The sequence below is a fragment of the Mesorhizobium sp. Root554 genome, from assembly GCF_001427025.1.
Lineage (GTDB): Bacteria > Pseudomonadota > Alphaproteobacteria > Rhizobiales > Rhizobiaceae > Mesorhizobium.
Genome location: NZ_LMGA01000001.1, coordinates 758,296 through 779,626, shown reverse-complemented (window position 1 = coordinate 779,626; position 21,331 = coordinate 758,296). Strand labels below are relative to the sequence as shown.

20 protein-coding genes are annotated in these 21,331 nt (G+C 62.0%); 6 read left to right on the top strand and 14 right to left on the bottom strand.

Features of this window, described 5'->3' with window-relative positions:
- The first annotated feature begins 63 nt into the window (after nucleotides 1-63).
- Both ASD44_RS03815 and glnA read left to right on the top strand, forming a co-directional pair.
- The gene (locus tag ASD44_RS03815; protein WP_056108980.1) at nucleotides 64-402 is read left to right on the top strand and encodes a P-II family nitrogen regulator; all 339 of its coding nucleotides are present in this window, start codon (nucleotides 64-66) and stop codon (nucleotides 400-402) included.
- Between the two features lie 47 nt (nucleotides 403-449).
- A complete protein-coding gene (gene glnA / locus ASD44_RS03810) occupies nucleotides 450-1,859 on the top strand; it encodes a type I glutamate--ammonia ligase (RefSeq protein ID WP_056108978.1) in 1,410 nt (469 codons plus the stop codon).
- Between the two features lie 70 nt (nucleotides 1,860-1,929).
- Here glnA and bla read toward each other — a convergent pair whose 3' ends face one another.
- Nucleotides 1,930-2,784 carry a subclass B3 metallo-beta-lactamase gene (bla, locus tag ASD44_RS03805; protein ID WP_056115401.1) on the bottom strand — a complete coding sequence of 285 codons (855 nt, stop codon included), beginning with the start codon at nucleotides 2,782-2,784 and terminating at the stop codon, nucleotides 1,930-1,932.
- Nucleotides 2,785-2,905: 121 nt separating this feature from the next.
- Here bla and ASD44_RS03800 point away from each other — a divergent pair, with 121 nt between their 5' ends.
- Nucleotides 2,906-3,787: a LysR family transcriptional regulator gene (locus tag ASD44_RS03800; protein ID WP_056108975.1), complete on the top strand. Its 882-nt coding sequence runs from the start codon at nucleotides 2,906-2,908 to the stop codon at nucleotides 3,785-3,787.
- Between the two features lie 24 nt (nucleotides 3,788-3,811).
- Here the strand turns inward: ASD44_RS03800 and ASD44_RS03795 are convergent, their stop codons facing one another.
- Nucleotides 3,812-4,855, bottom strand: a complete 1,044-nt coding sequence (locus ASD44_RS03795; protein ID WP_056108972.1) for a class I SAM-dependent methyltransferase — start codon at nucleotides 4,853-4,855, stop codon at nucleotides 3,812-3,814.
- A 289-nt stretch (nucleotides 4,856-5,144) separates the two neighbouring features.
- Between ASD44_RS03795 and ASD44_RS03790 the strand changes: the two genes are divergently transcribed.
- The gene (locus ASD44_RS03790; protein WP_056108969.1) at nucleotides 5,145-7,139 is read left to right on the top strand and encodes an EAL domain-containing protein; all 1,995 of its coding nucleotides are present in this window, start codon (nucleotides 5,145-5,147) and stop codon (nucleotides 7,137-7,139) included.
- A 159-nt stretch (nucleotides 7,140-7,298) separates the two neighbouring features.
- Here ASD44_RS03790 and ASD44_RS03785 read toward each other — a convergent pair whose 3' ends face one another.
- Entirely contained in the window at nucleotides 7,299-8,339 is a 1,041-nt protein-coding gene (locus ASD44_RS03785) for a glutamine synthetase beta-grasp domain-containing protein (protein WP_056108966.1), read from the bottom strand.
- Between the two features lie 314 nt (nucleotides 8,340-8,653).
- Here ASD44_RS03785 and ASD44_RS03775 point away from each other — a divergent pair, with 314 nt between their 5' ends.
- Nucleotides 8,654-8,851, top strand: a complete 198-nt coding sequence (locus tag ASD44_RS03775) for a DUF2735 domain-containing protein (protein WP_056108960.1) — start codon at nucleotides 8,654-8,656, stop codon at nucleotides 8,849-8,851.
- Between the two features lie 101 nt (nucleotides 8,852-8,952).
- Here ASD44_RS03775 and ASD44_RS03770 read toward each other — a convergent pair whose 3' ends face one another.
- The 11 genes from ASD44_RS03770 to ASD44_RS03725 all read right to left on the bottom strand — a co-directional run bounded on the left by ASD44_RS03770 (nucleotide 8,953) and on the right by ASD44_RS03725 (nucleotide 20,494).
- Nucleotides 8,953-10,833, bottom strand: a complete 1,881-nt coding sequence (locus ASD44_RS03770; protein ID WP_056108957.1) for an MFS transporter — start codon at nucleotides 10,831-10,833, stop codon at nucleotides 8,953-8,955.
- A 229-nt stretch (nucleotides 10,834-11,062) separates the two neighbouring features.
- Nucleotides 11,063-11,854 carry an ATP12 family chaperone protein gene (locus ASD44_RS03765; protein ID WP_056108955.1) on the bottom strand — a complete coding sequence of 264 codons (792 nt, stop codon included), beginning with the start codon at nucleotides 11,852-11,854 and terminating at the stop codon, nucleotides 11,063-11,065.
- A 45-nt stretch (nucleotides 11,855-11,899) separates the two neighbouring features.
- Nucleotides 11,900-12,883 (bottom strand): RluA family pseudouridine synthase, encoded by a 984-nt coding sequence (locus tag ASD44_RS03760; protein ID WP_056115398.1) that lies wholly within the window; start codon nucleotides 12,881-12,883, stop codon nucleotides 11,900-11,902.
- A 37-nt stretch (nucleotides 12,884-12,920) separates the two neighbouring features.
- Nucleotides 12,921-13,298: a fluoride efflux transporter CrcB gene (crcB, locus tag ASD44_RS03755; RefSeq protein ID WP_056108952.1), complete on the bottom strand. Its 378-nt coding sequence runs from the start codon at nucleotides 13,296-13,298 to the stop codon at nucleotides 12,921-12,923.
- Between the two features lie 59 nt (nucleotides 13,299-13,357).
- The gene (locus tag ASD44_RS03750) at nucleotides 13,358-13,879 is read right to left on the bottom strand and encodes a DUF930 domain-containing protein (protein WP_244478811.1); all 522 of its coding nucleotides are present in this window, start codon (nucleotides 13,877-13,879) and stop codon (nucleotides 13,358-13,360) included.
- A 192-nt stretch (nucleotides 13,880-14,071) separates the two neighbouring features.
- Nucleotides 14,072-14,302: a hypothetical protein gene (locus tag ASD44_RS03745; RefSeq protein ID WP_056108950.1), complete on the bottom strand. Its 231-nt coding sequence runs from the start codon at nucleotides 14,300-14,302 to the stop codon at nucleotides 14,072-14,074.
- A 29-nt stretch (nucleotides 14,303-14,331) separates the two neighbouring features.
- Complete coding sequence (locus ASD44_RS03740) at nucleotides 14,332-15,645, bottom strand: replication-associated recombination protein A (protein ID WP_056108949.1); 1,314 nt, start codon at nucleotides 15,643-15,645, stop codon at nucleotides 14,332-14,334.
- Nucleotides 15,646-15,686: 41 nt separating this feature from the next.
- Nucleotides 15,687-16,088 carry a hypothetical protein gene (locus ASD44_RS18090; RefSeq protein WP_082542376.1) on the bottom strand — a complete coding sequence of 134 codons (402 nt, stop codon included), beginning with the start codon at nucleotides 16,086-16,088 and terminating at the stop codon, nucleotides 15,687-15,689.
- Between the two features lie 50 nt (nucleotides 16,089-16,138).
- Entirely contained in the window at nucleotides 16,139-17,632 is a 1,494-nt protein-coding gene (locus ASD44_RS03735) for a DegQ family serine endoprotease (RefSeq protein WP_056108948.1), read from the bottom strand.
- Between the two features lie 158 nt (nucleotides 17,633-17,790).
- Complete coding sequence (locus ASD44_RS03730) at nucleotides 17,791-19,788, bottom strand: PhoX family phosphatase (protein ID WP_056108945.1); 1,998 nt, start codon at nucleotides 19,786-19,788, stop codon at nucleotides 17,791-17,793.
- 121 nt (nucleotides 19,789-19,909) lie between these two features.
- A complete protein-coding gene (locus ASD44_RS03725) occupies nucleotides 19,910-20,494 on the bottom strand; it encodes an ankyrin repeat domain-containing protein (RefSeq protein WP_244478716.1) in 585 nt (194 codons plus the stop codon).
- Nucleotides 20,495-20,709: 215 nt separating this feature from the next.
- Here ASD44_RS03725 and ASD44_RS03720 point away from each other — a divergent pair, with 215 nt between their 5' ends.
- Entirely contained in the window at nucleotides 20,710-21,213 is a 504-nt protein-coding gene (locus tag ASD44_RS03720) for a hypothetical protein (RefSeq protein WP_056108942.1), read from the top strand.
- Nucleotides 21,214-21,331: the final 118 nt, after the last annotated feature.

The window sequence follows — 21,331 nt, the reverse complement described above, 5'->3', positions numbered from 1 at the left end:
CGTGCTTCATGTAGCGCAAGCGGAGCCGCAACCCGTTACCTGGCAGTGGAGGCCACCAATCTTATGAAAAAGATCGAAGCGATCATCAAGCCGTTCAAGCTCGACGAAGTAAAGGAAGCGCTTCAGGAGGCGGGACTGCAAGGCATCACCGTTACCGAGGCCAAGGGTTTCGGCAGGCAGAAGGGCCACACGGAGCTCTATCGCGGCGCCGAATATGTCGTCGACTTTCTGCCCAAGGTGAAGATCGAGGTCGTTCTCGGAGACGAGGCCGTCGACGCCGCCATCGAAGCGATCCGCAAGGCGGCGCAGACCGGCCGTATCGGCGACGGCAAGATCTTCGTCTCCAACATCGAGGAAGTCGTTCGCATCCGCACCGGCGAGACCGGCATCGACGCGATCTGACGGCGACGGCCGAAGTTCAATTCAACGATATTCCAGGGAAACATGACATGACGACAGCCAAAGACATCATGAAGCAGATCAAGGACAACGACGTGAAATTCGTCGACCTGCGCTTCACCGACCCGAAGGGCAAGCTTCAGCACGTGACGATGGATATCGCGGAAGTCGAGGAGGACATGTTCGCCGACGGCGTCATGTTCGACGGCTCGTCGATCGCCGGATGGAAGGCCATCAACGAATCCGACATGGTGTTGATGCCGGATGCCGACACCGTCCACATGGACCCGTTCTTCGCGCAGTCGACCATGGTCATCCTGTGCGACATCCTCGATCCGGTCTCTGGCGAGGCCTACAACCGCGATCCGCGCGGAACCGCCAAGAAGGCCGAAGCCTACATGAAGGCGGAAGGCATTGGCGACACCATCTATGTCGGTCCGGAAGCCGAGTTCTTCGTGTTCGACGACGTCAAGTACAAGGCCGATCCGTACAACACCGGCTTCAAGCTCGATTCGACCGAACTGCCGTCGAACGACGACACCGACTACGAGACCGGCAATCTCGGCCACCGGCCGCGCGTCAAGGGCGGCTATTTCCCGGTGCCGCCGATCGATTCCTGCCAGGACATGCGCTCTGAAATGCTCACCGTGCTCACCGAGATGGGCGTGCGCGTCGAGAAGCATCACCATGAGGTGGCGGCGGCCCAGCATGAGCTCGGCATCAAGTTCGACGCGCTGGTGCGCAACGCCGACAAGATGCTGATCTACAAATACGTCGTGCATCAGGTCGCCAACGCCTATGGCAAGACGGCGACCTTCATGCCGAAGCCGATCTTCGGCGACAATGGCTCGGGCATGCATGTCCACATGTCGATCTGGAAGGGCGGCAAGCCGACCTTCGCAGGCAACGAATATGCCGGCCTGTCGGAGAACTGCCTGTTCTTCATCGGCGGCGTCATTAAGCACGCCAAGGCGGTCAACGCCTTCACCAATCCGCTGACCAATTCCTACAAGCGTCTGGTGCCGGGCTATGAAGCGCCGGTTCTGCTCGCCTATTCGGCGCGCAACCGTTCCGCCTCATGCCGCATCCCCTTCGGCTCGTCGCCGAAGTCGAAGCGCGTCGAGGTCCGCTTCCCCGATCCGGGCGCGAACCCCTACCTCGCTTTCTCGGCGCTGCTGATGGCCGGCCTGGACGGCATCAAGAACAAGATCCATCCCGGCCAGCCGATGGACAAGGACCTTTACGACCTGCCGCCGAAGGAACTGAAGAAGATCCCGACCGTGTGCGGTTCGCTGCGCGAAGCGCTGCAGAGCCTCGACAAGGACCGCGGCTTCCTCAAGGCCGGCGGCGTGTTCGACGACGACCAGATCGACTCCTATATCGAACTGAAGATGGCCGAGGTGATGCGCTTCGAGATGACGCCGCATCCTGTCGAGTACGACATGTATTATTCGGTCTAGATCGGCAGTTTCCCGAAATCAAAAACCCCGGCAGCAATGCCGGGGTTTTTTCATTTGGCAGCATCGGCAGTCACTTCCGCGCCTTCTTGAGCTCCTTCTCGAAGGAAGCCTTTGCCTGCTCGACCATGCGGGACAACAGGGCGGTGTCGACGAAGGCCTCCTTGTCGCCGGCATCGCGTCGTTCCTTGCGCTCAAAGACATCGCCGAACTCGGGATGCGCCGGCAAAACGACATCGGCTTCCATCGCGCCCAGCCGGTCGAAGCTTTTGCGGAAGTCCTCGACGAGCCCAGGGTAGCCCTTGTTGCCGACCAGTATGTTGCCGGCGACGGTTATGCTGCAGGGGAACACGACGCGCCGCGCCATCCCATTGTTTGTGGCGGTGGTTGTCCAGGTGGTGCAGCCCTTGGTGTGTCCCGGCGTCAGAAGCGCCGTCATCTTCACGTCGCCGAGCGTGACCACGTCGCCATCGCGCAACGACCGGTCCAGCTTCACCGCCGGAAAACGGGCGCCGCCGTAATTGGTGTCGCCTTCCTGCCTGCCATGTTCGAGCGCGGACTTGTCCTGCTCCATGGCCATGACCTGCGCGCCGGTGTCCCGCTTCAGCCCGGCTATGCCGGCGGCATGGTCGAAATGCGCGTGGCTGTTCAGGATGATCTTCACATCCTCGAGTTTGAAACCGAGCGCGCGGATGTTGTTCTCGATCGGCCCGACATTCTCGGCCAACGTCCCATCGAGCAGGATCGCCTTGCCGTCGGAGACGATCAGGTAGGTAGCCAGGCCCTTGGTGCCGACATAATAGATGTTGTCGAGAATCTTGAACGGCTTGGTCGGCTCGCTCCAGGCCGCGGGCTGCCCGAGTAGAGCGAACGCCGAAGTGGTCAGCGCAAAGACCGTCCCGATTGCGCATGCCCATATTTTTCTCATGTCGAAACCTTCTTTCTGGATAATGCCCGCCTGAACGCCCGGCATCGACACGTATTCGCCATGAGCTGCGGTGACAAACGATGATATCTCGCTACCGGCATTAGAAAAATTTGGACTTTCAATGGATCGACCTCGCCTCCCGCTCAACGCGCTGCGCGCCTTCGAAGCCTCGGCTCGGCATCTCAGCTTCACCCGCGCGGCGATTGAGCTGTGCGTGACGCAAGCCGCCGTCAGCCATCAGGTGCGGCATCTGGAAGAGATGCTCGGTCTGTCGCTTTTCCGGCGCCTGCCGCGTGGGCTGATGGTGACGGAGGAAGGCCAGGCGCTGCTGCCGGTGGTCCGCGATTCCTTCGACCGGATGGGTGAGGCGCTCGACCGCTTCGAGAACGGGCATATCCGTGAGGTGCTGAATGTCGGCGCGGTCGGAACCTTCGCGGTCGGCTGGCTGCTGCCGCGCCTGGCTGCTTTCAAGTCTCATGCTCCCTTCGTCGATCTCAGGCTGTCGACCAACAACAACCGGGTCGATATGGCGGCGGAAGGCCTGGATCATTCGATCCGGTTCGGGTCCGGCGCCTGGCACGGGCTGGACGCGGTCGAGTTGTTCGAGGCGCCGCTCTCCGTTCTGTGCAGTCCCTCTATGGCGGCGGAGCTTTCCGGCCCACAGGATATCACGCGCCATACCATGCTCAGATCCTACCGGAACGACGAATGGCCGCGCTGGCTGTCGGCGGCGGGGCTGGGAAACCCGCTATCGCCGGTTCGCGGCATGGTGTTCGATTCGTCTCTCGCCATGATCGAGGCCGCCGCACAGGGAGCCGGCGTCGCGCTCGCCCCGCCATTGATGTTCGAGCGGCAGCTTGCGACGGGCGAAATCGTCCAGCCCTTCGCCGTCTCGATTTCGACGGGCAGCTACTGGCTGACGAAGCTGCAAAGCAGGAGCCCGTCGCGGGCCATGGATGTTTTCAAAGGCTGGCTGCTGCGGCAGGCCGGTCTACCAGCCTGAGTGCAATCCGGCATGACCGGAAAGTCAGTCCCGCTTGCGGATGACGGCGTAGACGATGTTGCGGTTCTCGCCGAAGAACACGCTGGCGTCGACGGTGTTGCGGTCGACGCTGGCGTTGACGATGGACCACATGTCCGCCTCGGAGCGCAGCAGCAGCGTCCAGTCCATGAAGGTTTCCATGTAACCGTCGTCGGTCAGTTCCGGCGAGAAATTGGCAAACAGGAGCGTGCCGCCCGGCTTCAGCATCTTCATGCAGCGCTTGGTGAGGCGAATGGCGACGGCGTCGGTCAAATAGTCGTAGAGCCCGGCCGAATAGACGAAATCGAACGTGCCAAGCTTGTAGGCATCCGTCAGCAGGCCGCGAACCGAACCGTCAATGGCTTCGACTCGGCTGCCGGCAAAATCGCGCGCGACCGAGCCCACGCTCATCGGATCCTGATCGAGCGCCACCCAGCGCGATATCCGGCCATCCTTGAGAGCCACCGAATTGTCGGCCTCGCGCAGATGGCCGGCGGCTATGGTCAGCACCTCGGTGCCCTGCCCCCGCTCATCGGCTATCTCGTCGACCTGCCGCGTCAGCAGATCGCGGCGCTCCCGAACCGCCACGCATGACGGATAATACTTGCTGTAGGCGTAGAGCGATTGCCCGACCGGCAAGGCGTCGGCGACGTCCCCCTGCACGCTTTCATGCTGATAGATGAAGTCCAGCAACCGGGCGTCGCCGGAATAGCCGCGCGGCTTGCGGAACGACCAGCGCGTGAAGGGATCGCGGTGGAAATATTCGGCAACGGGATGCTCCTGCGCCAGCGGTATCAGCGCCCGCCAGACGCTCGGATTGACCTTGCGCCGTGTCTTGTGCAGCGCCTCGACGGTCCAGCGCATCGTCTGGACCGGATCGCGGCCGCTTTCGAACCCCTGCCGGGCCGTATGGAGCACAAGGCCGAGCTCCGCCGTCGCAATCGCGAGTTGATCACCATCGTGAGACGGATGGAGTGCGGCGATGTCGGCTTCGACGGCAGCCGGGGTGATGAGGCTTTCGCCATCCAGCACAGGTTGCAACTCATTCATAAAATTGTCCGCCTGCCGTTCACGAATTGTTAACCCTATGATAGCCGCGAGGCATCCCAACTCAAGCCTTTCATAGGCATTTGGTTAATATTGGAATTGTTTTTTTGAGAATTTGCTAACGCTCACGCTGGAATGGCTGTGCGTTTAACGGAAACTTTCATTCCTGGGGCGAGAATTTCCCGCAGTCTGAAGGCGTCCACATTATGGGTGGTTTCGAGACAGCGAAGGCGTTGTTCAACAGGCAATCCAGCCGGCCGACGTTGAGTCATCGCATTTCGACGGAACACGCATGACGCAAACGATGGCCGATTCGATCGACAGCGATCTGCATGAACGGATGGAACGTCCGTCCCCCGCGCATTTGCAGGCACTCTACCGCAGCGATGTCGATGAAATCCGGCGCGTGGCGATCCGCCAGGGCCTGTGGGCCGCGGTGCTGGTCTATCTTGTCTTCTCGGTCACGGATGTTCTGCTTATTCCCGACGCCGCCGCGCTGACGATCGCGGCGCGCTTTGCCGTCGGCCTCGGCACGTTGATCATGGTGGAATGGCAATTTCGCCATAACGTGTCTGCGAGCCGGATGGACCTCACCTGCGCGGTGGCGCTGGTTCTCGCCTATGGCGGCTGGCTGTTCGCGGCCATAACCACCCAATACACCGAAACGATTTCGTATTATCTCGTGTTCGGCGCCATATTCATGATGAGCGCCAACCTGTTTTTCACCTTCAGGTTTCACTTCTCCCTGCTTGTTTCAGGGGTCATGCTGCTGGCGTCGCTGTTCGTTCTTTTCTATCTTTTTCCCAACAATCACATCTATCAGCTCTCTTTCGGCGTGTTCCACGTCTCCTGCTTCATCTTCACCTCCTATGTGAACTGGCGGCTGAACAAGGAGCGGTACAGTGTTTTCCTGAACGCGCTGGAAGCGAAAATACAGCATGCCGAGGCGACGGAACGCGGCAGGGCCCTGCTCCGGCTTTCCCGGACCGATCCGCTCACCGGGCTCGAGAACCGCCGGGCGATCGATGACCGGCTGCACGATTTGTGGGCGCTGTGGCAGCAGCAGGGCGAGAATTTCGCGGCGCTGTTGATCGACGTCGATTTCTTCAAACGCTTCAACGACTGCTATGGCCACCAGGACGGCGACCAATGCCTGATCCTCGTTGCCGAGGGTCTGCGCAACATGATGAGGCCGGGCGTTTCGATCGGCCGGTACGGCGGCGAGGAATTCATCGTCCTGGCGTCGGTGCAAGACCGTGGCGAGGTGATGGAACTCGCCGAAGAACTTCGCCAGGCGGTTGAGGACTTGACGATCCGGCATCAGCAGCGCCGGGACGGCATCCAGATCGTCACGGTCAGTATCGGCGCCGCCGTCACGCGGCAGCAGAGCGGGGCGAAACTCGAAAAGATCATCCATGAAGCGGACCGCGCTTTGTATCTCGCCAAGGCCAGCGGCCGCAATTGCGTCAAGCTGTTCGATCCGGAAGACCCGCAAAGCAGCGACGAGAGCGAGAACATCGCCGCGCTGCTTCGCATCGCCATCGAAAAGCAGCTCGTCTCGCTCGTCTATCAGCCGATTCACGACGTCAACTCGCACCGTCTCGAAGCGCTCGAGGCCTTGATGCGCCTGAGGATGCCGGATGGCACATCGGTGCCGCCCAGCCTTTTCATTCCCGTGGCCGAGCGCACCGGTGCGATACAGGAACTCGGCCGCTGGGCGGTGCGCACGGCCTGCACCGATGTCCTGGCGACCAACCTCGCCCCGGTGGCAAGCATCAACGTGTCGCCAATTCAGCTCAAGACGCCCGGCTTCGCGGCCTCGGTCGCCACGATACTCGGCGAGACGGGCGTCACCGGAAACCGTCTGGCGTTCGAGATCACCGAAGGGCTGGAGATGGAGATGCACTCCGACGTCCTGCGCTGCATCTCCGACCTCAAGCTGCTCGGCATAAAAATCTGGCTCGACGATTTCGGCACCGGCTTTGCCGGCCTGTCATGGCTGCGGCTGATCGAGTTCGACACGGTGAAGGTGGACCGCTCCTTCCTGCATGATTGCACGACGCCGCGCGGCATCGATATGTTCCAGGATATCGTCCGGCTGATCCGCAACAGGGGACCGAAAATCCTTGTCGAAGGCGTCGAAAGCGCCGAGCAGATGACCTTGCTCAAGCATCTCGGCATCGATCAGATCCAGGGGTTCTATATCGGCCGCCCTGCGCACATAGACAGCTTCATGAAGGATCTGCCCCGCGGGCAGCGGCGGACAGCGAAGCGCCAGTCGGCATAATCGCTCACCAAGCCCGGCGGCAATCTCGGATGCGCACGCAATCTGCGGAAGCCTCGCGCAGCAGTTGACAACGCTTGCGAAACCGACCCGATCCGATCCACCAACAAAAAGCCCGGCCACGCATGGTGACCGGGCTTTGAAGGTTTGGGCCGGCGATGCTTACGCGGCGGCCTTGGCGGCTGCACTGGTCGGCACTTCCGCGATCGTCTTCAGCACCTGCGAGGCGATCTGGTAGGGGCAGCCCTGCGAGTTCGGCCGGCGGTCTTCCAGATAACCCTTGTAGTCGTTCCTGACGAAGGAATGCGGGACGCGGATCGAGGCGCCGCGATCAGCGATGCCGTAGCTGAACTTGTTCCACGGCGCGGTCTCGTGCTTGCCGGTCAGGCGCTTGTCATTGTCAGGGCCGTAGACGGCGATGTGGTCCATCAGGTTCTTGTCGAAGGCAGCCATCAGCGCCTCGAAATAGGCCTTGCCGCCGACTTCGCGCATGTAGGCGGTCGAGAAGTTGCAATGCATGCCCGAGCCGTTCCAGTCGGTGTCGCCGAGCGGCTTGCAGTGGAACTCGATGTCGATGCCGTACTTCTCGGTCAGGCGCAGCAGCAAATAACGCGCGATCCACATCTGGTCGGCAGCGCTCCTCGAGCCCTTGCCGAAAATCTGGAATTCCCACTGGCCCTTGGCCACTTCGGCGTTGATGCCTTCGTGGTTGATGCCGGCGGCGAGGCACTGGTCGAGATGCTCCTCGGTCAACTGGCGGGCGATATCGCCGACATTCTTGTAGCCGACGCCGGTGTAGTACGGGCCCTGCGGCGCCGGATAGCCGCTTTCCGGGAAGCCGAGCGGGCGGCCGTCCTTGTAGAAGAAATACTCCTGCTCGAAGCCGAACCAGGCGCCGTCATCGTCAAGGATGGTGGCGCGGCTGTTCGAGGCATGGGGGGTGACGCCGTCGGGCATCATGACTTCGCACATGACCAGCACGCCGTTGGTGCGGGCCGGATCCGGATAAAGGGCCACCGGCTTCAGCACGCAATCGGACGAGTGACCTTCGGCCTGCATGGTGGACGAGCCGTCGAACCCCCACAGCGGAAGCTGGTCCAGCGTCGGAAACGCTTCGAATTCCTTGACCTGCGTCTTGCCGCGCAGACCGGGAACCGGGGTGTAGCCGTCGAGCCAAATGTACTCCAGCTTGTACTTCGTCATGTTTGACCTCTCGTCGATAGTGGGCGGAACCGCAAAGGCTCCCATGCGTTCGGTCCCAACGACCGACCTGCTGGCGCTTGCGATGCAACGAGCGTGCCAATTTCAAACCCTGCTTTGGCCGACAAAGTCCATTTTCCAGGCGACCTCTGGCCACAGCGGTAAAAGCTGCATCGCGATGGCTCAAAACGGGCTATCTGCATAATTAATGTGCATTTACTGTTATTTTTCTAGGCATATTGCCTAAACAGATCGCAACCATTACGTTCAGGTCAACCCAATGAACGGTTCCGGCAGAAGCAAAAGGAGACCGGCCCATGGAAGCGACTCCTCATCGTCAGTCGGCGAAAATTCTGACCTTTCCCCTCGCATCGCGCGGTCCTGCCAAAATTTTGAGCAGCTCGGCCAAGTTTGAGGCAGAGCTTGCTTCGTTGCGCGGTGAGCTGACGGATTTCGGCAGCGCATGGTATCACGACGAAGCCATCCGGGACGCCCAGCGCAAGCGGCCCGTCTGAGAGGCTCTGGCTCGGCCAGTTGTCCGCCTGAACGTCTCTGAAGGCACAAAAAAAGCCCGGCGCATGCGCCGGGCTTTTCATTCAGTGGATGCGAAGCTCTACTATTGCTTGGTTTCCAGATTGGTTCCCAATGTGTCCCGCACGAAGATCGTACCGATGATCAGCGACATCGCGGCGATCACCACCGGATACCAGAGACCGTAGTAGATATCGCCCCTTGCGGCGCTCAGCGCGAACACCGTTGCCGGGAGAAGGCCGCCGAACCAGCCATTGCCGATGTGATAGGGCAACGACATGCCGGTGTAGCGGATACGGGTCGGGAACATTTCGACCAGGATGGCTGCGATCGGGCCGTAGACCATGGTGACGTAGAGCACCAGGATGAATAGGATGCCGATAGTGAGCGGCCAGTTGATCTTGGCCGGGTCAGCCTTCATCGCGTAGGCACCGCCGCCGGCAATGCTGTAGGTGGTGATCTCGGTCGCCCCTGCCGCCTCTTCGGCGGTTACCAGCTTGTCCTTGATCGCCTGCGCAACCGGAACCGTCTTCTTTTCACCGCCGCGGATCGCGGCTGCGTCCAAAGTGAGTTCCGGATTGCTTGTCACGAAGGCGTCGAGCTTCTGGTCGGCAACCGTGGCCACGCCGCGATTCAGCGGATAGCCGCCATCATGCAGCGCAAGGAACGTCGCCTTGCTGAAAGCCGCCGCCTTGGCTGCCGCGTCCGCCGCGGTGCCGTCATAGGATTCGATGGTCTTGTCGCCCACCTTCACCGAAGCCGGCGTGCCGGCGGCTCCAGTCTGCACAACGTCGTAGGGAACCGAGTTCGAGGCCAGGAAGTTGGTCGCGATATCGCAGGACGACGTGTACTTTTCGGTGCCCGTCAGCTTGAACTGGAAGCTGCAATCCCCGGGGGCCGCGGTCACGGTGGCACGGACGTTCTCGCGAGCCGCCGCCAGGTCCGGATTGGCAGCCCATGTCAGGGCCTTGAACAGGGGGAAGGTCGTGAGGATCGCCAGTGCAAGGCCGGCCATGATGATCGGCTTGCGGCCAACCTTGTCGGAAAGCCAGCCGAAGACCACGAAGAAGATCGAGCCGAGTGCGAGCGCGATCGCGATCATGATGTTGACGGTGACCGGATTGACCTTGAGCACGTTGGACAGGAAGAACAGGGCGTAGAACTGGCCATTGTACCAGACCACGGCCTGACCGGCGGTGAGGCCGAACAGCGCCAGCAGCGCGATCTTGGCATTCTTCCACTGGCCGAATGCTTCCGACAACGGCGCCTTGGAGCCCTTGCCCTCTTCCTTCATGCGCTGGAAGGTCGGCGATTCACTCAGCGTCAGACGAATCCAGACCGAAATGGCGAGCAGAACGACCGAGACGATGAACGGTATGCGCCAGCCCCAGGCCAGGAAGTCCGCCGCGCTCATCGAGTTCTGAACGATCAGGATGACGACGAGGGACAGGAACAGGCCGAGCGTCGCCGTCGTCTGGATCCATGACGTGTAGAAGCCGCGGCGTCCATCCGGCGCGTGTTCGGCAACGTAGGTCGCCGCACCGCCATATTCACCGCCGAGCGCAAGGCCCTGCAGCATGCGCAGACCGATCAGGATGATAGGCGCGGCGATGCCCCAGCTTGCCGATCCTGGCAGGATACCGACCAGGAAGGTCGACATGCCCATGATCATGATGGTGACGAGGAAGGTGTATTTGCGGCCGACGAGGTCGCCGATACGGCCGAACACGAGCGCGCCGAACGGCCGCACGAGGAAGCCGGCTGCGAACACCAGCAGCGTGAAGATGTTGCGCGTGGCTTCCGGATACGAATTGAAGAATGTCGCGCCGATGGCTGCAGCCAACGCGCCGTAAAGATAGAAATCATACCACTCGAAAACCGTGCCGAGCGAGGATGCGAAGATGACCTTCTTCTCCTCGCGCGTCATGCTGCGGGTCGCCCCGCCAGCGGTGGATGCCATTGCCATAGGTTGTCCTCCCATAATGTCCATCTGCCTGATGCCGGGGTATCGGCCCAAGTCCTCCGAACGGGACCCGGCTCGGGCATTGGGCGGAGATTACAGAAAGCTTGGCCCAACGGCAGAGCGCCTTTGGGATTATGACTTTGGTCTAAGAAAATGACGCCGGGTGACAGATTCCGGTTTGCCGGCGTCGCGGAACGGTGACTTCAAAGTCCGGAATATCCGCTACAGGCTGTCAGCTTCGCAATGCTTCGAGCAGACGGATCGACGCAAGGAAATCGCGCTTTCGGTGGGCGCGGCGGGCGACGGCCTCGGCGTCCTGGCCCCAATGATCGATCTGCCAGTCCTCGTCGACATGGGCTGCCAGCCAGGCGGCCTCGCCGTCCAGTTCGCCAAAATCGACGGCCAGCGCCAGCAGGGCCGATCCGGTCAGCGAAGTCATGACGTGAAGGGCCGCCAGGCGCAGCGGTTCGGCACGCTGGGCAAGGTGAGCGCCAAGGACGGCAATCGTCTCGCGCGGCTGGTCGACATGGATGACGCCTTCGGCCAGGTTGAAGCGGGCGCCAAGGCCGGCGCGCGCCCAATCGATCACCGGGTCCCAATGCTGGTTCTGGCGGTCGACGAGGCCTTGCGGGCCATCGGCGCGGTAGCAGAGCAGATCGGACGAGGCAAAGCGCAGAATGTCTTCCAGCACCGCCTGCGGATCGCTGGCGACGCCGTCAATGGCGGTGTTGGCCAGCCGCAGCACCGGCATGGTCACGGGATCGATGATTTCCCGCTGTGCTTCGAACTCCGCTGCGACGAGCGCGGCAGCCTGTCCGTTCGGCATGGCGAGCAAGGCCCTGCCCGGCGTGCGGACGGGCTTGCCATCAAGATGGACGGCAAAGCCGCCCTCGACCGGAGCAACGGAAGCGACTTTGTAGAAGCGCTTCGGCTGCGGTGTCTTCATCTGGATCTGGGCGCGGCGCACCGGGTCCGGATCGGACAGATACTTGCCGGCCTCGAGGTCGTTCAGGATGTCGCGCATGGTTTTTCCAAGATAGGGAGCCGGGGCGGCGGCAGCCAGTCGGCGTCAATTGTCTTCGGCGTTCCGCTCGTCGAAGCCGAGCAGGTTCCAGCTCTGGCGCATGTGCTGCGGCATCGGCGCGCTAACATCGATGACGCCCTTGTCAGGGTGCGGGATGCGAATGCGCCGTGCGTGGAGATGCAGCCGGTTCTGCATGCCGCCGGGAAAATCCCAGTTGGTGTCGGCTTCAAAGTATTTCGGATCGCCAATGATTGGGCAGCCGATATGGGCAGCATGGACGCGAAGCTGATGTGTGCGGCCGGTGTATGGCTCCATCTCCAGCCACGACAACGTCTGCGCCGCCTGTTCCACCACGCGGTAGTAGGAGACGGAATGGTCAGCCCCCTTCTCGCCATGCTTGGCGACGCGAACGCGGTCGCCGTCCGGCGTCGGCTCCTTGACCAGCCAGGTCGATATCTTGTCCTCGCGCTTCGGCGGCACGCCCTTGACCAGCGCCCAATAGGTCTTCTTGGTCTCGCGGGCGCGAAACGCCTCGGACAGCTTCATCGCCGCGAGCCGGGTCCGGGCGATGACGAGCACCCCGGACGTGTCGCGGTCGAGGCGATGAACCAGGCGCGGCTTCTCGCCCTTCTTGCTGCGCCATGCCTCCAGCATGTCGTCGACATTGCGGGTGACGCCCGAGCCGCCCTGCACCGCAAGCCCGGCCGGCTTGTTGAAGACAAACACCTTGTCGTCCTCGTGCAAGAGCATCTTGGCCAGAACATCCGCATCGTCCTGATTGCGGATCGAGTGACCGGTGAGATTGCCCTCGCCCTTCCTGTCGGCGTCCAGCGGCGGGATGCGGATCATCTGACCTGGCTCGACGCGCGTGTCAGTCTTGGCGCGGCCGCCGTCGACGCGCACCTGCCCCGACCGCAGCAGCTTCTGCAACTGGACGAAGCCGAGCCCCGGATAGTGGGTCTTGAACCAGCGATCGAGCCGCATGCCCGCCTCGCCCGCCTCAACCGCGATCTGTTCTACACCTGCCATCTTGCCTTCAGCCATCCTTCGAGGGGCGGCAATAGCACTACAGAACGCTTCTGACGAGCCAAAGTCCGAGAAACAGGGCAAAGATCGCGCCGATGACGCTGGCGAGCGCATAGCCGAGGGCAGGCAGCGCGTCACCACGCTCCCACAGCACGGCGAAATCGAGCGAGAAGGCGGAAAAGGTGGTGAAGCCGCCCAGTATGCCGGTGGCGACGAACAGCTTGAGCGCGCTCGATCCACCGTAGCGGCGCGCCAGTATCTCGACGAAAACGCCCATGAGAAAGGAGCCTGCGATGTTGATCGCCATGGTTCCCCACGGATAATTCGGCCCCACAAGGCGCAGGGCGCCCAGATTGGCAAGATGGCGGATGCTGGCGCCGATGGCGCCGCCGAGGGCGACGAGGAGCACATTGATCATAGGATTGATGTGACTCAGCTTGCACAGCGGGTCAACCGCACTTCCGACGCCCCCTGCCCTCAATGGACCGCAGCCAGCCCCAGTTCGTCCCAGCGTGCGCGCGGGACCGGATCGCCGACGAGAAAGGCGAAACCGGTTACGGCTTCGCCACCCGCGGCGAAATCGCATTTGAACTTCAGGCCATACCAATTGCCCTTGCTGCGAAAAGCAGCGCCATCGGCCTGGACGTGCGGGCCTGAAATCCTTTCGCGCGCGGTGGCGTAAGGCACGACCCGATCGGGCGCAAAGTCCCTCCGCCAATGACGTATCTGGTCCATCGCCTCGACCGCGCATAGCTGTAGCTGCCGCTCGCCGCCAGCCATGCTGGCCAGATCGGCGCGGACATCGCGGCTGCGCGGATCGGCCAGCGTCTTTGCCGAAAGCATTTGCGTGGCCTGGATCATGCCGGGCTGCGGTGCGGGAGCCGCCGGCTGCGGGTTGGCCCCGTCCTGCCGGTCTTCAGGTTCGATTTCTGGCGCCTGAAGCACCGGCGGGATAGGTTTCGGCATCGCCATGGCTTCAAACTGCTGTGGCGAAATCATATCCACCGAAATGCTATCCTCCCGCGGCGGCAATTGCGTGCGAGCCGAAGGCGACAGAGCGAGGAAAGCCAGCACAACACTGTGCAGCGCCAGCGAGGCGCAAACGCTCCATCGCCGCAACTGCGGCGTTGCGAAATGTCCAAATGAAAGCTGCCTTTGAGCCTTTCGTGCCACCATGAAAGGCTCAGGCGTTCAATTGGCCGCGCGCGCCTGCCGCACCATGCGAATGCCGCAATAGATGATCAGCGCGTTGATCGCGATGCCGAGGACAAAGCGAAACGGCGCGAGCTGGAAGCTCATCGGCGCGTCGGGATTGTAGCCGAGGCTGGCCAGGCCGCTCATGTCGTTGGTGACCACGCCGGACAGCAGATACCATGCCCCTATGACGATAAATATCCAGCCAAGCACCTTGTTCTTCTGCATTTCACCCTCCCCCCTGAAGAAACGCCAGGCTAACCCTGCCGCTCTTTTCGCAGCTTAGCCCAATATTCCAGCCTTTTGCGAATATCGCGTTCGAAGCCACGTTCGGGCGGATCGTAGAATGTCTGCCGACCCATTTTCTCCGGGAAATAGTCCTGGCCGGAAAATCCCTCAGCCTCGTCATGGTCGTAGCGGTAGCCAGCGCCGTAACTCTCTTCCTTCATCAGCTTGGTTGGCGCGTTGAGGATGTGCTTTGGCGGCAGCAGCGAGCCATGCTCCTTGGCAGCCCGCTTGGCGGCGCTGAAGGCCATATAGACGGCGTTGGATTTCGGCGCGGTCGCCAGATAGACGCAGGCCTCGGCAAACGCCAGTTCGCCTTCGGGCGAACCGAGAAAGTCGTAGGCGTCCTTGGCGGCGTTGGCGACGACCAGCGCCTGCGGGTCGGCAAGGCCGATGTCCTCGACCGCCATGCGCACCAGCCGCCGGCCGAGATAGAGCGGGTCCTCGCCGGCGTCGAACATGCGGGCCAGATAGTAGAGCGCCGCGTCGGGGTCCGAGCCGCGCACCGATTTGTGCAGCGCCGAAATCAGATTGTAGTGCCCGTCCTGGCCCTTGTCGTAGATCGGCGCACGACGCTGGACGATGCGCTGCAGCCCTTCCCCGTCAAACACTTCGCCCGGCTTGGCCGCCCGCCAGACTTCCTCGGCGAGGGTCAGTGAAGCACGTCCATCGCCATCGGCCATGCGCACCAGCATCGCCCTCGCATCGGCATCCAGCGGCAGCGGACCGCCCTGCATCTCTTCCGCCCGCGACAGCAGATTTTCTATGCTCTCCTCGTCCAGCGACTGGAAGACCAGCACGCGGGCGCGGGAAAGCAGAGCGGCGTTCAGTTCGAATGACGGGTTCTCGGTCGTCGCCCCGACCAGCACGACGGTGCCGTCCTCCATGACCGGCAGGAAGGAATCCTGCTGGGCGCGATTGAAGCGATGGATCTCATCGACGAACAGCAGCGTCTGGCGGCCGTTGGCGCGGCGCAGGCGCGCCGCCTCGAACACCTTTTTCAGATCGGCAACGCCTGAGAAGACGGCGGAAATCTGCTCGAAGGCCAGGCTGGTCTCGCCGGCCAGCAGGCGCGCCACCGTGGTCTTTCCGGTCCCGGGCGGACCCCAGAAAATCATCGAGCCGAGTGAGCCGGAGGCAATCAGCCGCGTCAGCGCGCCGTCCGCGCCGGTGAGATGATCCTGTCCCACCACTTCCGCGAGCGACGTCGGCCGCAGCCGATCCGCCAGCGGTTGGCCGGGCGGGGCTTTGCGGGGTGGTTCATCGACGCTGAAAAGATCGGCCATTATCTTGTCTTCGGGACACAACAAACATCAAAAATGGCACCTTATGCATCATCCTGATGCCATTCCGACTGATCTTCCACCGGTCGCGGTAGGCGCCCTTCAAGCACTTCTGCGACGGTATCCGGTGTCATGGCATCAAGAGGACATTCGATGACCCAACTCAAAAACGCTTTGGGACCACCATTTGCATAGGGTGGCGGTGAGACCGGCATGAATGCCGTTGGTAGTTTATCTTGAATAGATAGGTAATTCAGAACGAAACCCAATTCTTGGACAACGTTCCAAGCAAGTGGGTGACCAATATCGATAGAAAATTTGACCCACCAGATAGATGGCGCATACCCCATACCGAAGCCTCGCTGCGGACTGGAGTTCGTCTGGATTGACGGTACCCGCGAAAGGTAGTCAATCAACTTTGCAAAGTGCTTTTCATCGGCGTCCATCACACTAGGCTACGCGCGCCAACCGAGGTCGTCTATCCTGACGCTACCTGTTAATACCGCAGAACCTGCCGCATCATCTGCCCGTTGCGCTCGACGGTAAACCGCCACCAGCGGGTGCTTTGCTGCGAAGCCTGCCCCAGCTTGTCGGCGGTATCTATGGTTTGGCCGTTGACTTCGCGCACGATGTCGCCCGGCTGGAAACCGAAATCGGCGGCGGGGGAATCGCGGGTGACATCGACCACGGTTACGCCCTTGATGTCTGTGCGCAGGCCCAGCCGCTGCGCCAGCCGCGGCGAAAGTTCCGCCACCTTGGCGCCGGAGAACGGGCTGCGCCCGCGAAGCGTCACCTGCGAGGTTCGGACACCTTCCGGCGCGCGCTCCAGCGCCACTTCGATGGTTTCCTTCTGGCCCTTGCTCAGCACGCCGAACGTCGCCTTGCTGCCGATGGACAGCGTCGCCATGCGGTAGTCCAGCGCCTCGATACCTTCGAGCGCGGTGCCATTCAGTGTCAGCACCGCGTCGCCCGGCTTCAACCCCGCCTTGCCAGCGGGACCGTTCGGCTCAACCGACGAGACAAGCGCGCCGGCGGGCGCTTCCATGCCGAGGGATTCGGCGATCTGCGGCGTCACCGGCTCGAACTCGGCGCCGACATAGGGCCGCTCGAAAAAGTCGCTGCCGGCCTTGGCCGCATCGGCAAAGGCGCGCACCATGTTAGACGGAATGGCGAAGCCGATGCCGATGGAGCCGCCGCTGCGGCTGTAGATGGCGGTGTTGATGCCGACGAGCTGGCCGGCCATGTTGATGAGCGCGCCGCCCGAATTGCCGGGGTTGATCGCGGCGTCGGTCTGGATGAAGAAGCCGGAGTCCGACACGCCGATATGGCTGCGCGCCAGCGCCGAGACGATGCCGCTTGTGGTGGTCTGGCCAACGCCGAACGGATTGCCGATGGCGAGAACCAGATCACCGACCTGCAGGGCGTCGGAATCGCCGATGGCGACGACCGGGAACGGCTTGTCGGATTCGATCTTCAGCACGGCGAGGTCGAGCGTCTCGTCCTTGAGCAGGATCTTGCTGGCGAACTCGCGGCCGTCGGAGGTCGCCACCTTCACCTCGTCGGCGTCCTTGATGACGTGGAAATTGGTGACGACGATGCCGGTCGGGTCGACCAGCACGCCGGAACCGAGCGAGGACTGCGCGCGCGGCTGCGCCCTGCCGAAGAACTCCTCGAAGAACGGATCGCCGTCGAAGGGCGAACGGACCTTGGCCGTTTGCGAGGCGTAAACATTCACCACTGCCGGCGCGGTCTGCCTGACCAGCGGCGCGAAGGAAAGCTGCATCTCCTCGCGTCCGAACGGAACCCGCTGATCGGGACCCGCCGTGGCGGCGTCGCCTTCCGCGCCGTGCAGGAGATCGGTCAGGACGTCCGACAGGCCGGGGCTTTCGGGGGCAGGCTTCTCCTGCGCGGTAGCCATCCCCGCGCCGAACGCCAGGGACGCCGCGACAAAGACAGAGACCAGGGCATTGGACAGCCGGTTGGCGAACATTCCGAATCCTCCGAAACGAGTTCGGCGCCATTGTCGTGAGGATTGTGCAAAATGAAAGGCGAAATCAGCGATTTAAGGCTCCGGCCGCAGGCAAAAAAGAAAATCCCGGCACGACGGCCGGGATTTCCGAAAGCGAGTCGGTTGGCAGGCGAAGGCGGTCAGACGGCGATCTTGCCGCCACCCTGCTTGGTGATGGCGATGACGGACGGGCGAACCGGCATGTCCGGCTTGAAGTCGGGCCAGCGGGTCGACAGGTCTTCGTAGTAGGACGGGCGGCCAAAACCTTCCCATTCCTCGCCGCCGTCGCCCGGATGCTGCACGGCCACGAATGCCGTCTGGTCGTCCGGCGCGAACAGCGGGCCGCACATTTCGGCGCCGACCGGCACCCGGAAGAACAGCTTGGACGTCGCACGCGCCTCGCCTTCGGTATCGACCGCCCACAGGCCGTCCGTGCGGCCGGTTTCCTTGACGTTGTTGCCGTCGGTGGAAACCCAGAGACGGCCGGCGGAATCGACCGCGCAGTTGTCAGGCATGCCGAACCAGCCATTGGCCGTCGTCGCGGTGGAGAAGGACGAGCCGACCTCGGCTACCGAAGGATCGCCGCACTTCAGCAGCACTTCCCATTTGCCCTTGGCGGCGGCGAAATCGCCGCCGTCCTCGGTGATCTCGATGATATGGCCGAAGGCGTTCGCGGCGCGCGGGTTGGCCGCGTCGACCTGGTCGTCCTTGCGCTTGGTGTTGTTCGTCAGCATGACATACACCTTGCCGTTGGTGGCGTTCGGCTGGATGTCCTCCGGACGGTCCATCTTGGTGGCGCCCAGCAGGTCGGCGGCGCGCCGCGTCTCGATCAGCACATCGGCCTGCGAGGTGAAGCCGTTTTCCGCCGTCAGCGGGCCCTGGCCGAACACCAGCGGCATCCACTCTACGGTACCGTCCTCTCCGAACTTCGCCGTATGCAGCGTGCCCTCGTCGAGCAGGTTCATGTTGGCGGCGCGATCGCTCGGATTGAACGTGCCGGCGGTGACGAATTTGTAGACATAGTCGAAGCGCTCGTCGTCGCCGAGATAGAAGACAACCTTGCCGTCCTTGGCGACGATGGACTCCGCGCCTTCATGCTTGAAACGGCCGAGAGCGGTGCGCTTCTTCGGCTTCGAGGCCGGGTCCTGCACGTCCACTTCGACGATCCAGCCGAAGCGGTTGGGTTCGTTCGGCTCCTTGGCGAGGTCGAAGCGGTCGTAGTGAGTGGCCCATTCGTAGGCGCCTTCCGGAATGCCGAGGCGCTTGTAGTTCGCTGCTTCCTTGTGATCCGCCGGCAGTTCGCCGGAGAAGTAGCCGTGGATGTTCTCCTCGGCCATCACATAGGTGCCCCATGGCGTGACGCCGCCGGCGCAGTTGTTGACCGTGCCGAACACCTTCGCGCCGGTTGCATCGGCGTTGGTCTTGAGGCGGTCGCTGCCGGCGGCCGGGCCGGTCAGTTCCATTTCGGTCATAGAGGTGATGCGGCGGTTCAGCTTGCCGTCGCGCACCACCTGCCATTTGCCGTCCTGCTTGCGGATTTCGACGATGGTGCCGCCATGCGCGGCCATCTCGACATCGACCTGCTCCTTGCTGAGCGGCGCGACATCGAGCTTCTTCTTGCCGTCCTTTTCCACCACCTTCACAATTCCCGGGAACATCAGGTGCGGGTTGGTGTATTCGTGGTTGACGACGAGCAGGCCATGCTCGGCCGAACCGTCGATCGGGATGTAGCCGACATAGTCGTTGTTGTAGCCGAATTGCTTTGCCTGAGCCTCCGCCGACTGCCTGGTCGGGTCGAAGTCGGGCGAATCGGCGAACAGCGGATCGCCCCAGCGCAGAAGCACATCGGCGTCATAGCCGGCAGCGACGTGATGCTTGTCATCGACGCCCGCTTCGATCTCGTCGAACGAGAAGGCCGAACCGCCGGCGGCGCGCGCCTTGTCGGCGGTGAACAGCGCCACCTGGCCGACGGTGGCGGCAATCGCGGTGACGGCCAACGAACCCTTCAGCAGCCCACGTCGCGAGAAACGCGTGGCGATGATCTCGCCCATGGTGCGGTTGTCGGTTGGATTCGTGCCGGGACCGGCATTCTCCTCGAGCATGCTGGTGCGGAATTGGGCGGTCTCGTGGTCTGACATGGCTGCCTCTGGCTTCGGGGTGGCTGGATCGCTTGCTCCCCGACGCCGTAAAGCGGGCCGATAACAGTTTGATGACGAGTCAGGGGAAATGCAGTCCGCTGCCGATTGCCTTCGGCAAGGACTACTTTTCAGGCCCTGCCTCTATCCGCTGCGCCATGGCGCGAAAACCTCTGTCGCGGGCGTGATCGAGCGGCGTCTTTCCATCGCGGTCAGGTGTGTTTTTTGCCCCGGCATCGACCAGCAGCCCGACGATTTCCTGATGCACTGGCCCGCCATCGCCAAGGATCACCGCTTCCAGCAGCGCCGTCCAGCCGAGATCGTTGACATGGTCGACGTCAATGTCGGTGCCGAGAAGAATGCGGACGGTGCTCGGATGACCGTGGTGGGCCGCCGGGATCAGCGCCGTTCCGCCATAGCGGTTGGTGTCGCGCAGGCTGGCGCGGCCCGTGGCGAGAATGGCAGTGAGTATTTCGTCGCGGCCTTCCGCTCCAGCATAGAGGAACGGTGTATCCTGCATGGGATCCTTGGCGTTGACATCGGCGCCGGCGGCGATCAGCAGCTTTGCCGCTTCGACCGCGTTGGCCCGGGCCGCAAGCAGCAGCGCGGTCCGCCCCTGCCCGTCGCGGGTTTCGAGATCGGCACCGGAAGACACCAATCTTCCCACCTGCTCAACGTCCGCGGCCTTGACCGCACTTATGATCCCCATCTGCGTTTCCTTGATTTGACCGTCAGCCAACAGCGGACTCGCCACTGACAGAAGAAACGCCAGTGCCGTTATGAACATCGGTTTCGCCATCACCACCATTCCGCTTTACTCGCGTGCTCCTGCATCGACATATAGGCAGCGCAAACGAAAAGTACTCCGCAGGGGCCTTTCGAACAGTTTCAAGAAAATCGAACAACGTTCGCGTCGAGCATGTGATGGAAAAGAAACTCCTTTCATTTCGCGATTTTCTGAAAACAGGCACTTTGGGACCGATCAAGCCGGGATTGAGGATGATCGACTTCGCCAGGATTCTGGGTACGCCGGATAGCTGGGTCACCGAACACGTAGAGACTATTCCGGTATATTGGATATATGGGCCGGTCGAGGTTTCGTTCGGCAACGATCCGCCCCACGACCTTCATTGGTTTCAGATAGAACACCCGAACAGCATCCGAAAGACGACCGAGCGCGTAAACGATCAATTCGCGCTGGCAATGGAAGAGCTGGGTGGAAGCGCCAAGCTCTCGGATTTCTTGCAAGCGGCGCTGTGGAACCTGCAAGACGTGAGAATCCACTACGCCAATTTTGGCAACCACCAGTTCATGCTCGATCTTTGCGTCGGCACGGTCCAGATGTTCTTCGAAGTCGATACAAGCCTCATCGAAAACGAGGACATAGATCGATTTCTGGCACATACCCATTGCAAAGTTGATCTGTGAGATCGACCAGCGAACGGAAGTCAACAGCGTTTACTCTTATGCCTATTCGGCAGAAGAAGCGCCCAGGATAGACCTCCGCTGGCAGACGATCACGGGCTCGGCCTATCTTTCCTGCCTT

Coding starts and splice junctions, on each gene's coding strand:
- ASD44_RS03815 (WP_056108980.1), top strand. CDS start 64: ATGAAAAAGATCGAAGCGATCATCAAGCCGTTCAAGCTCGACGAAGTA.
- glnA (WP_056108978.1), top strand. CDS start 450: ATGACGACAGCCAAAGACATCATGAAGCAGATCAAGGACAACGACGTG.
- bla (WP_056115401.1), bottom strand. CDS start 2,784: ATGAGAAAAATATGGGCATGCGCAATCGGGACGGTCTTTGCGCTGACC.
- ASD44_RS03800 (WP_056108975.1), top strand. CDS start 2,906: ATGGATCGACCTCGCCTCCCGCTCAACGCGCTGCGCGCCTTCGAAGCC.
- ASD44_RS03795 (WP_056108972.1), bottom strand. CDS start 4,855: ATGAATGAGTTGCAACCTGTGCTGGATGGCGAAAGCCTCATCACCCCG.
- ASD44_RS03790 (WP_056108969.1), top strand. CDS start 5,145: ATGACGCAAACGATGGCCGATTCGATCGACAGCGATCTGCATGAACGG.
- ASD44_RS03785 (WP_056108966.1), bottom strand. CDS start 8,339: ATGACGAAGTACAAGCTGGAGTACATTTGGCTCGACGGCTACACCCCG.
- ASD44_RS03775 (WP_056108960.1), top strand. CDS start 8,654: ATGGAAGCGACTCCTCATCGTCAGTCGGCGAAAATTCTGACCTTTCCC.
- ASD44_RS03770 (WP_056108957.1), bottom strand. CDS start 10,833: ATGGCAATGGCATCCACCGCTGGCGGGGCGACCCGCAGCATGACGCGC.
- ASD44_RS03765 (WP_056108955.1), bottom strand. CDS start 11,854: ATGCGCGACATCCTGAACGACCTCGAGGCCGGCAAGTATCTGTCCGAT.
- ASD44_RS03760 (WP_056115398.1), bottom strand. CDS start 12,883: ATGGCAGGTGTAGAACAGATCGCGGTTGAGGCGGGCGAGGCGGGCATG.
- crcB (WP_056108952.1), bottom strand. CDS start 13,298: ATGATCAATGTGCTCCTCGTCGCCCTCGGCGGCGCCATCGGCGCCAGC.
- ASD44_RS03750 (WP_244478811.1), bottom strand. CDS start 13,879: ATGATTTCGCCACAGCAGTTTGAAGCCATGGCGATGCCGAAACCTATC.
- ASD44_RS03745 (WP_056108950.1), bottom strand. CDS start 14,302: ATGCAGAAGAACAAGGTGCTTGGCTGGATATTTATCGTCATAGGGGCA.
- ASD44_RS03740 (WP_056108949.1), bottom strand. CDS start 15,645: ATGGCCGATCTTTTCAGCGTCGATGAACCACCCCGCAAAGCCCCGCCC.
- ASD44_RS18090 (WP_082542376.1), bottom strand. CDS start 16,088: ATGGACGCCGATGAAAAGCACTTTGCAAAGTTGATTGACTACCTTTCG.
- ASD44_RS03735 (WP_056108948.1), bottom strand. CDS start 17,632: ATGTTCGCCAACCGGCTGTCCAATGCCCTGGTCTCTGTCTTTGTCGCG.
- ASD44_RS03730 (WP_056108945.1), bottom strand. CDS start 19,788: ATGTCAGACCACGAGACCGCCCAATTCCGCACCAGCATGCTCGAGGAG.
- ASD44_RS03725 (WP_244478716.1), bottom strand. CDS start 20,494: ATGGGGATCATAAGTGCGGTCAAGGCCGCGGACGTTGAGCAGGTGGGA.
- ASD44_RS03720 (WP_056108942.1), top strand. CDS start 20,710: ATGGAAAAGAAACTCCTTTCATTTCGCGATTTTCTGAAAACAGGCACT.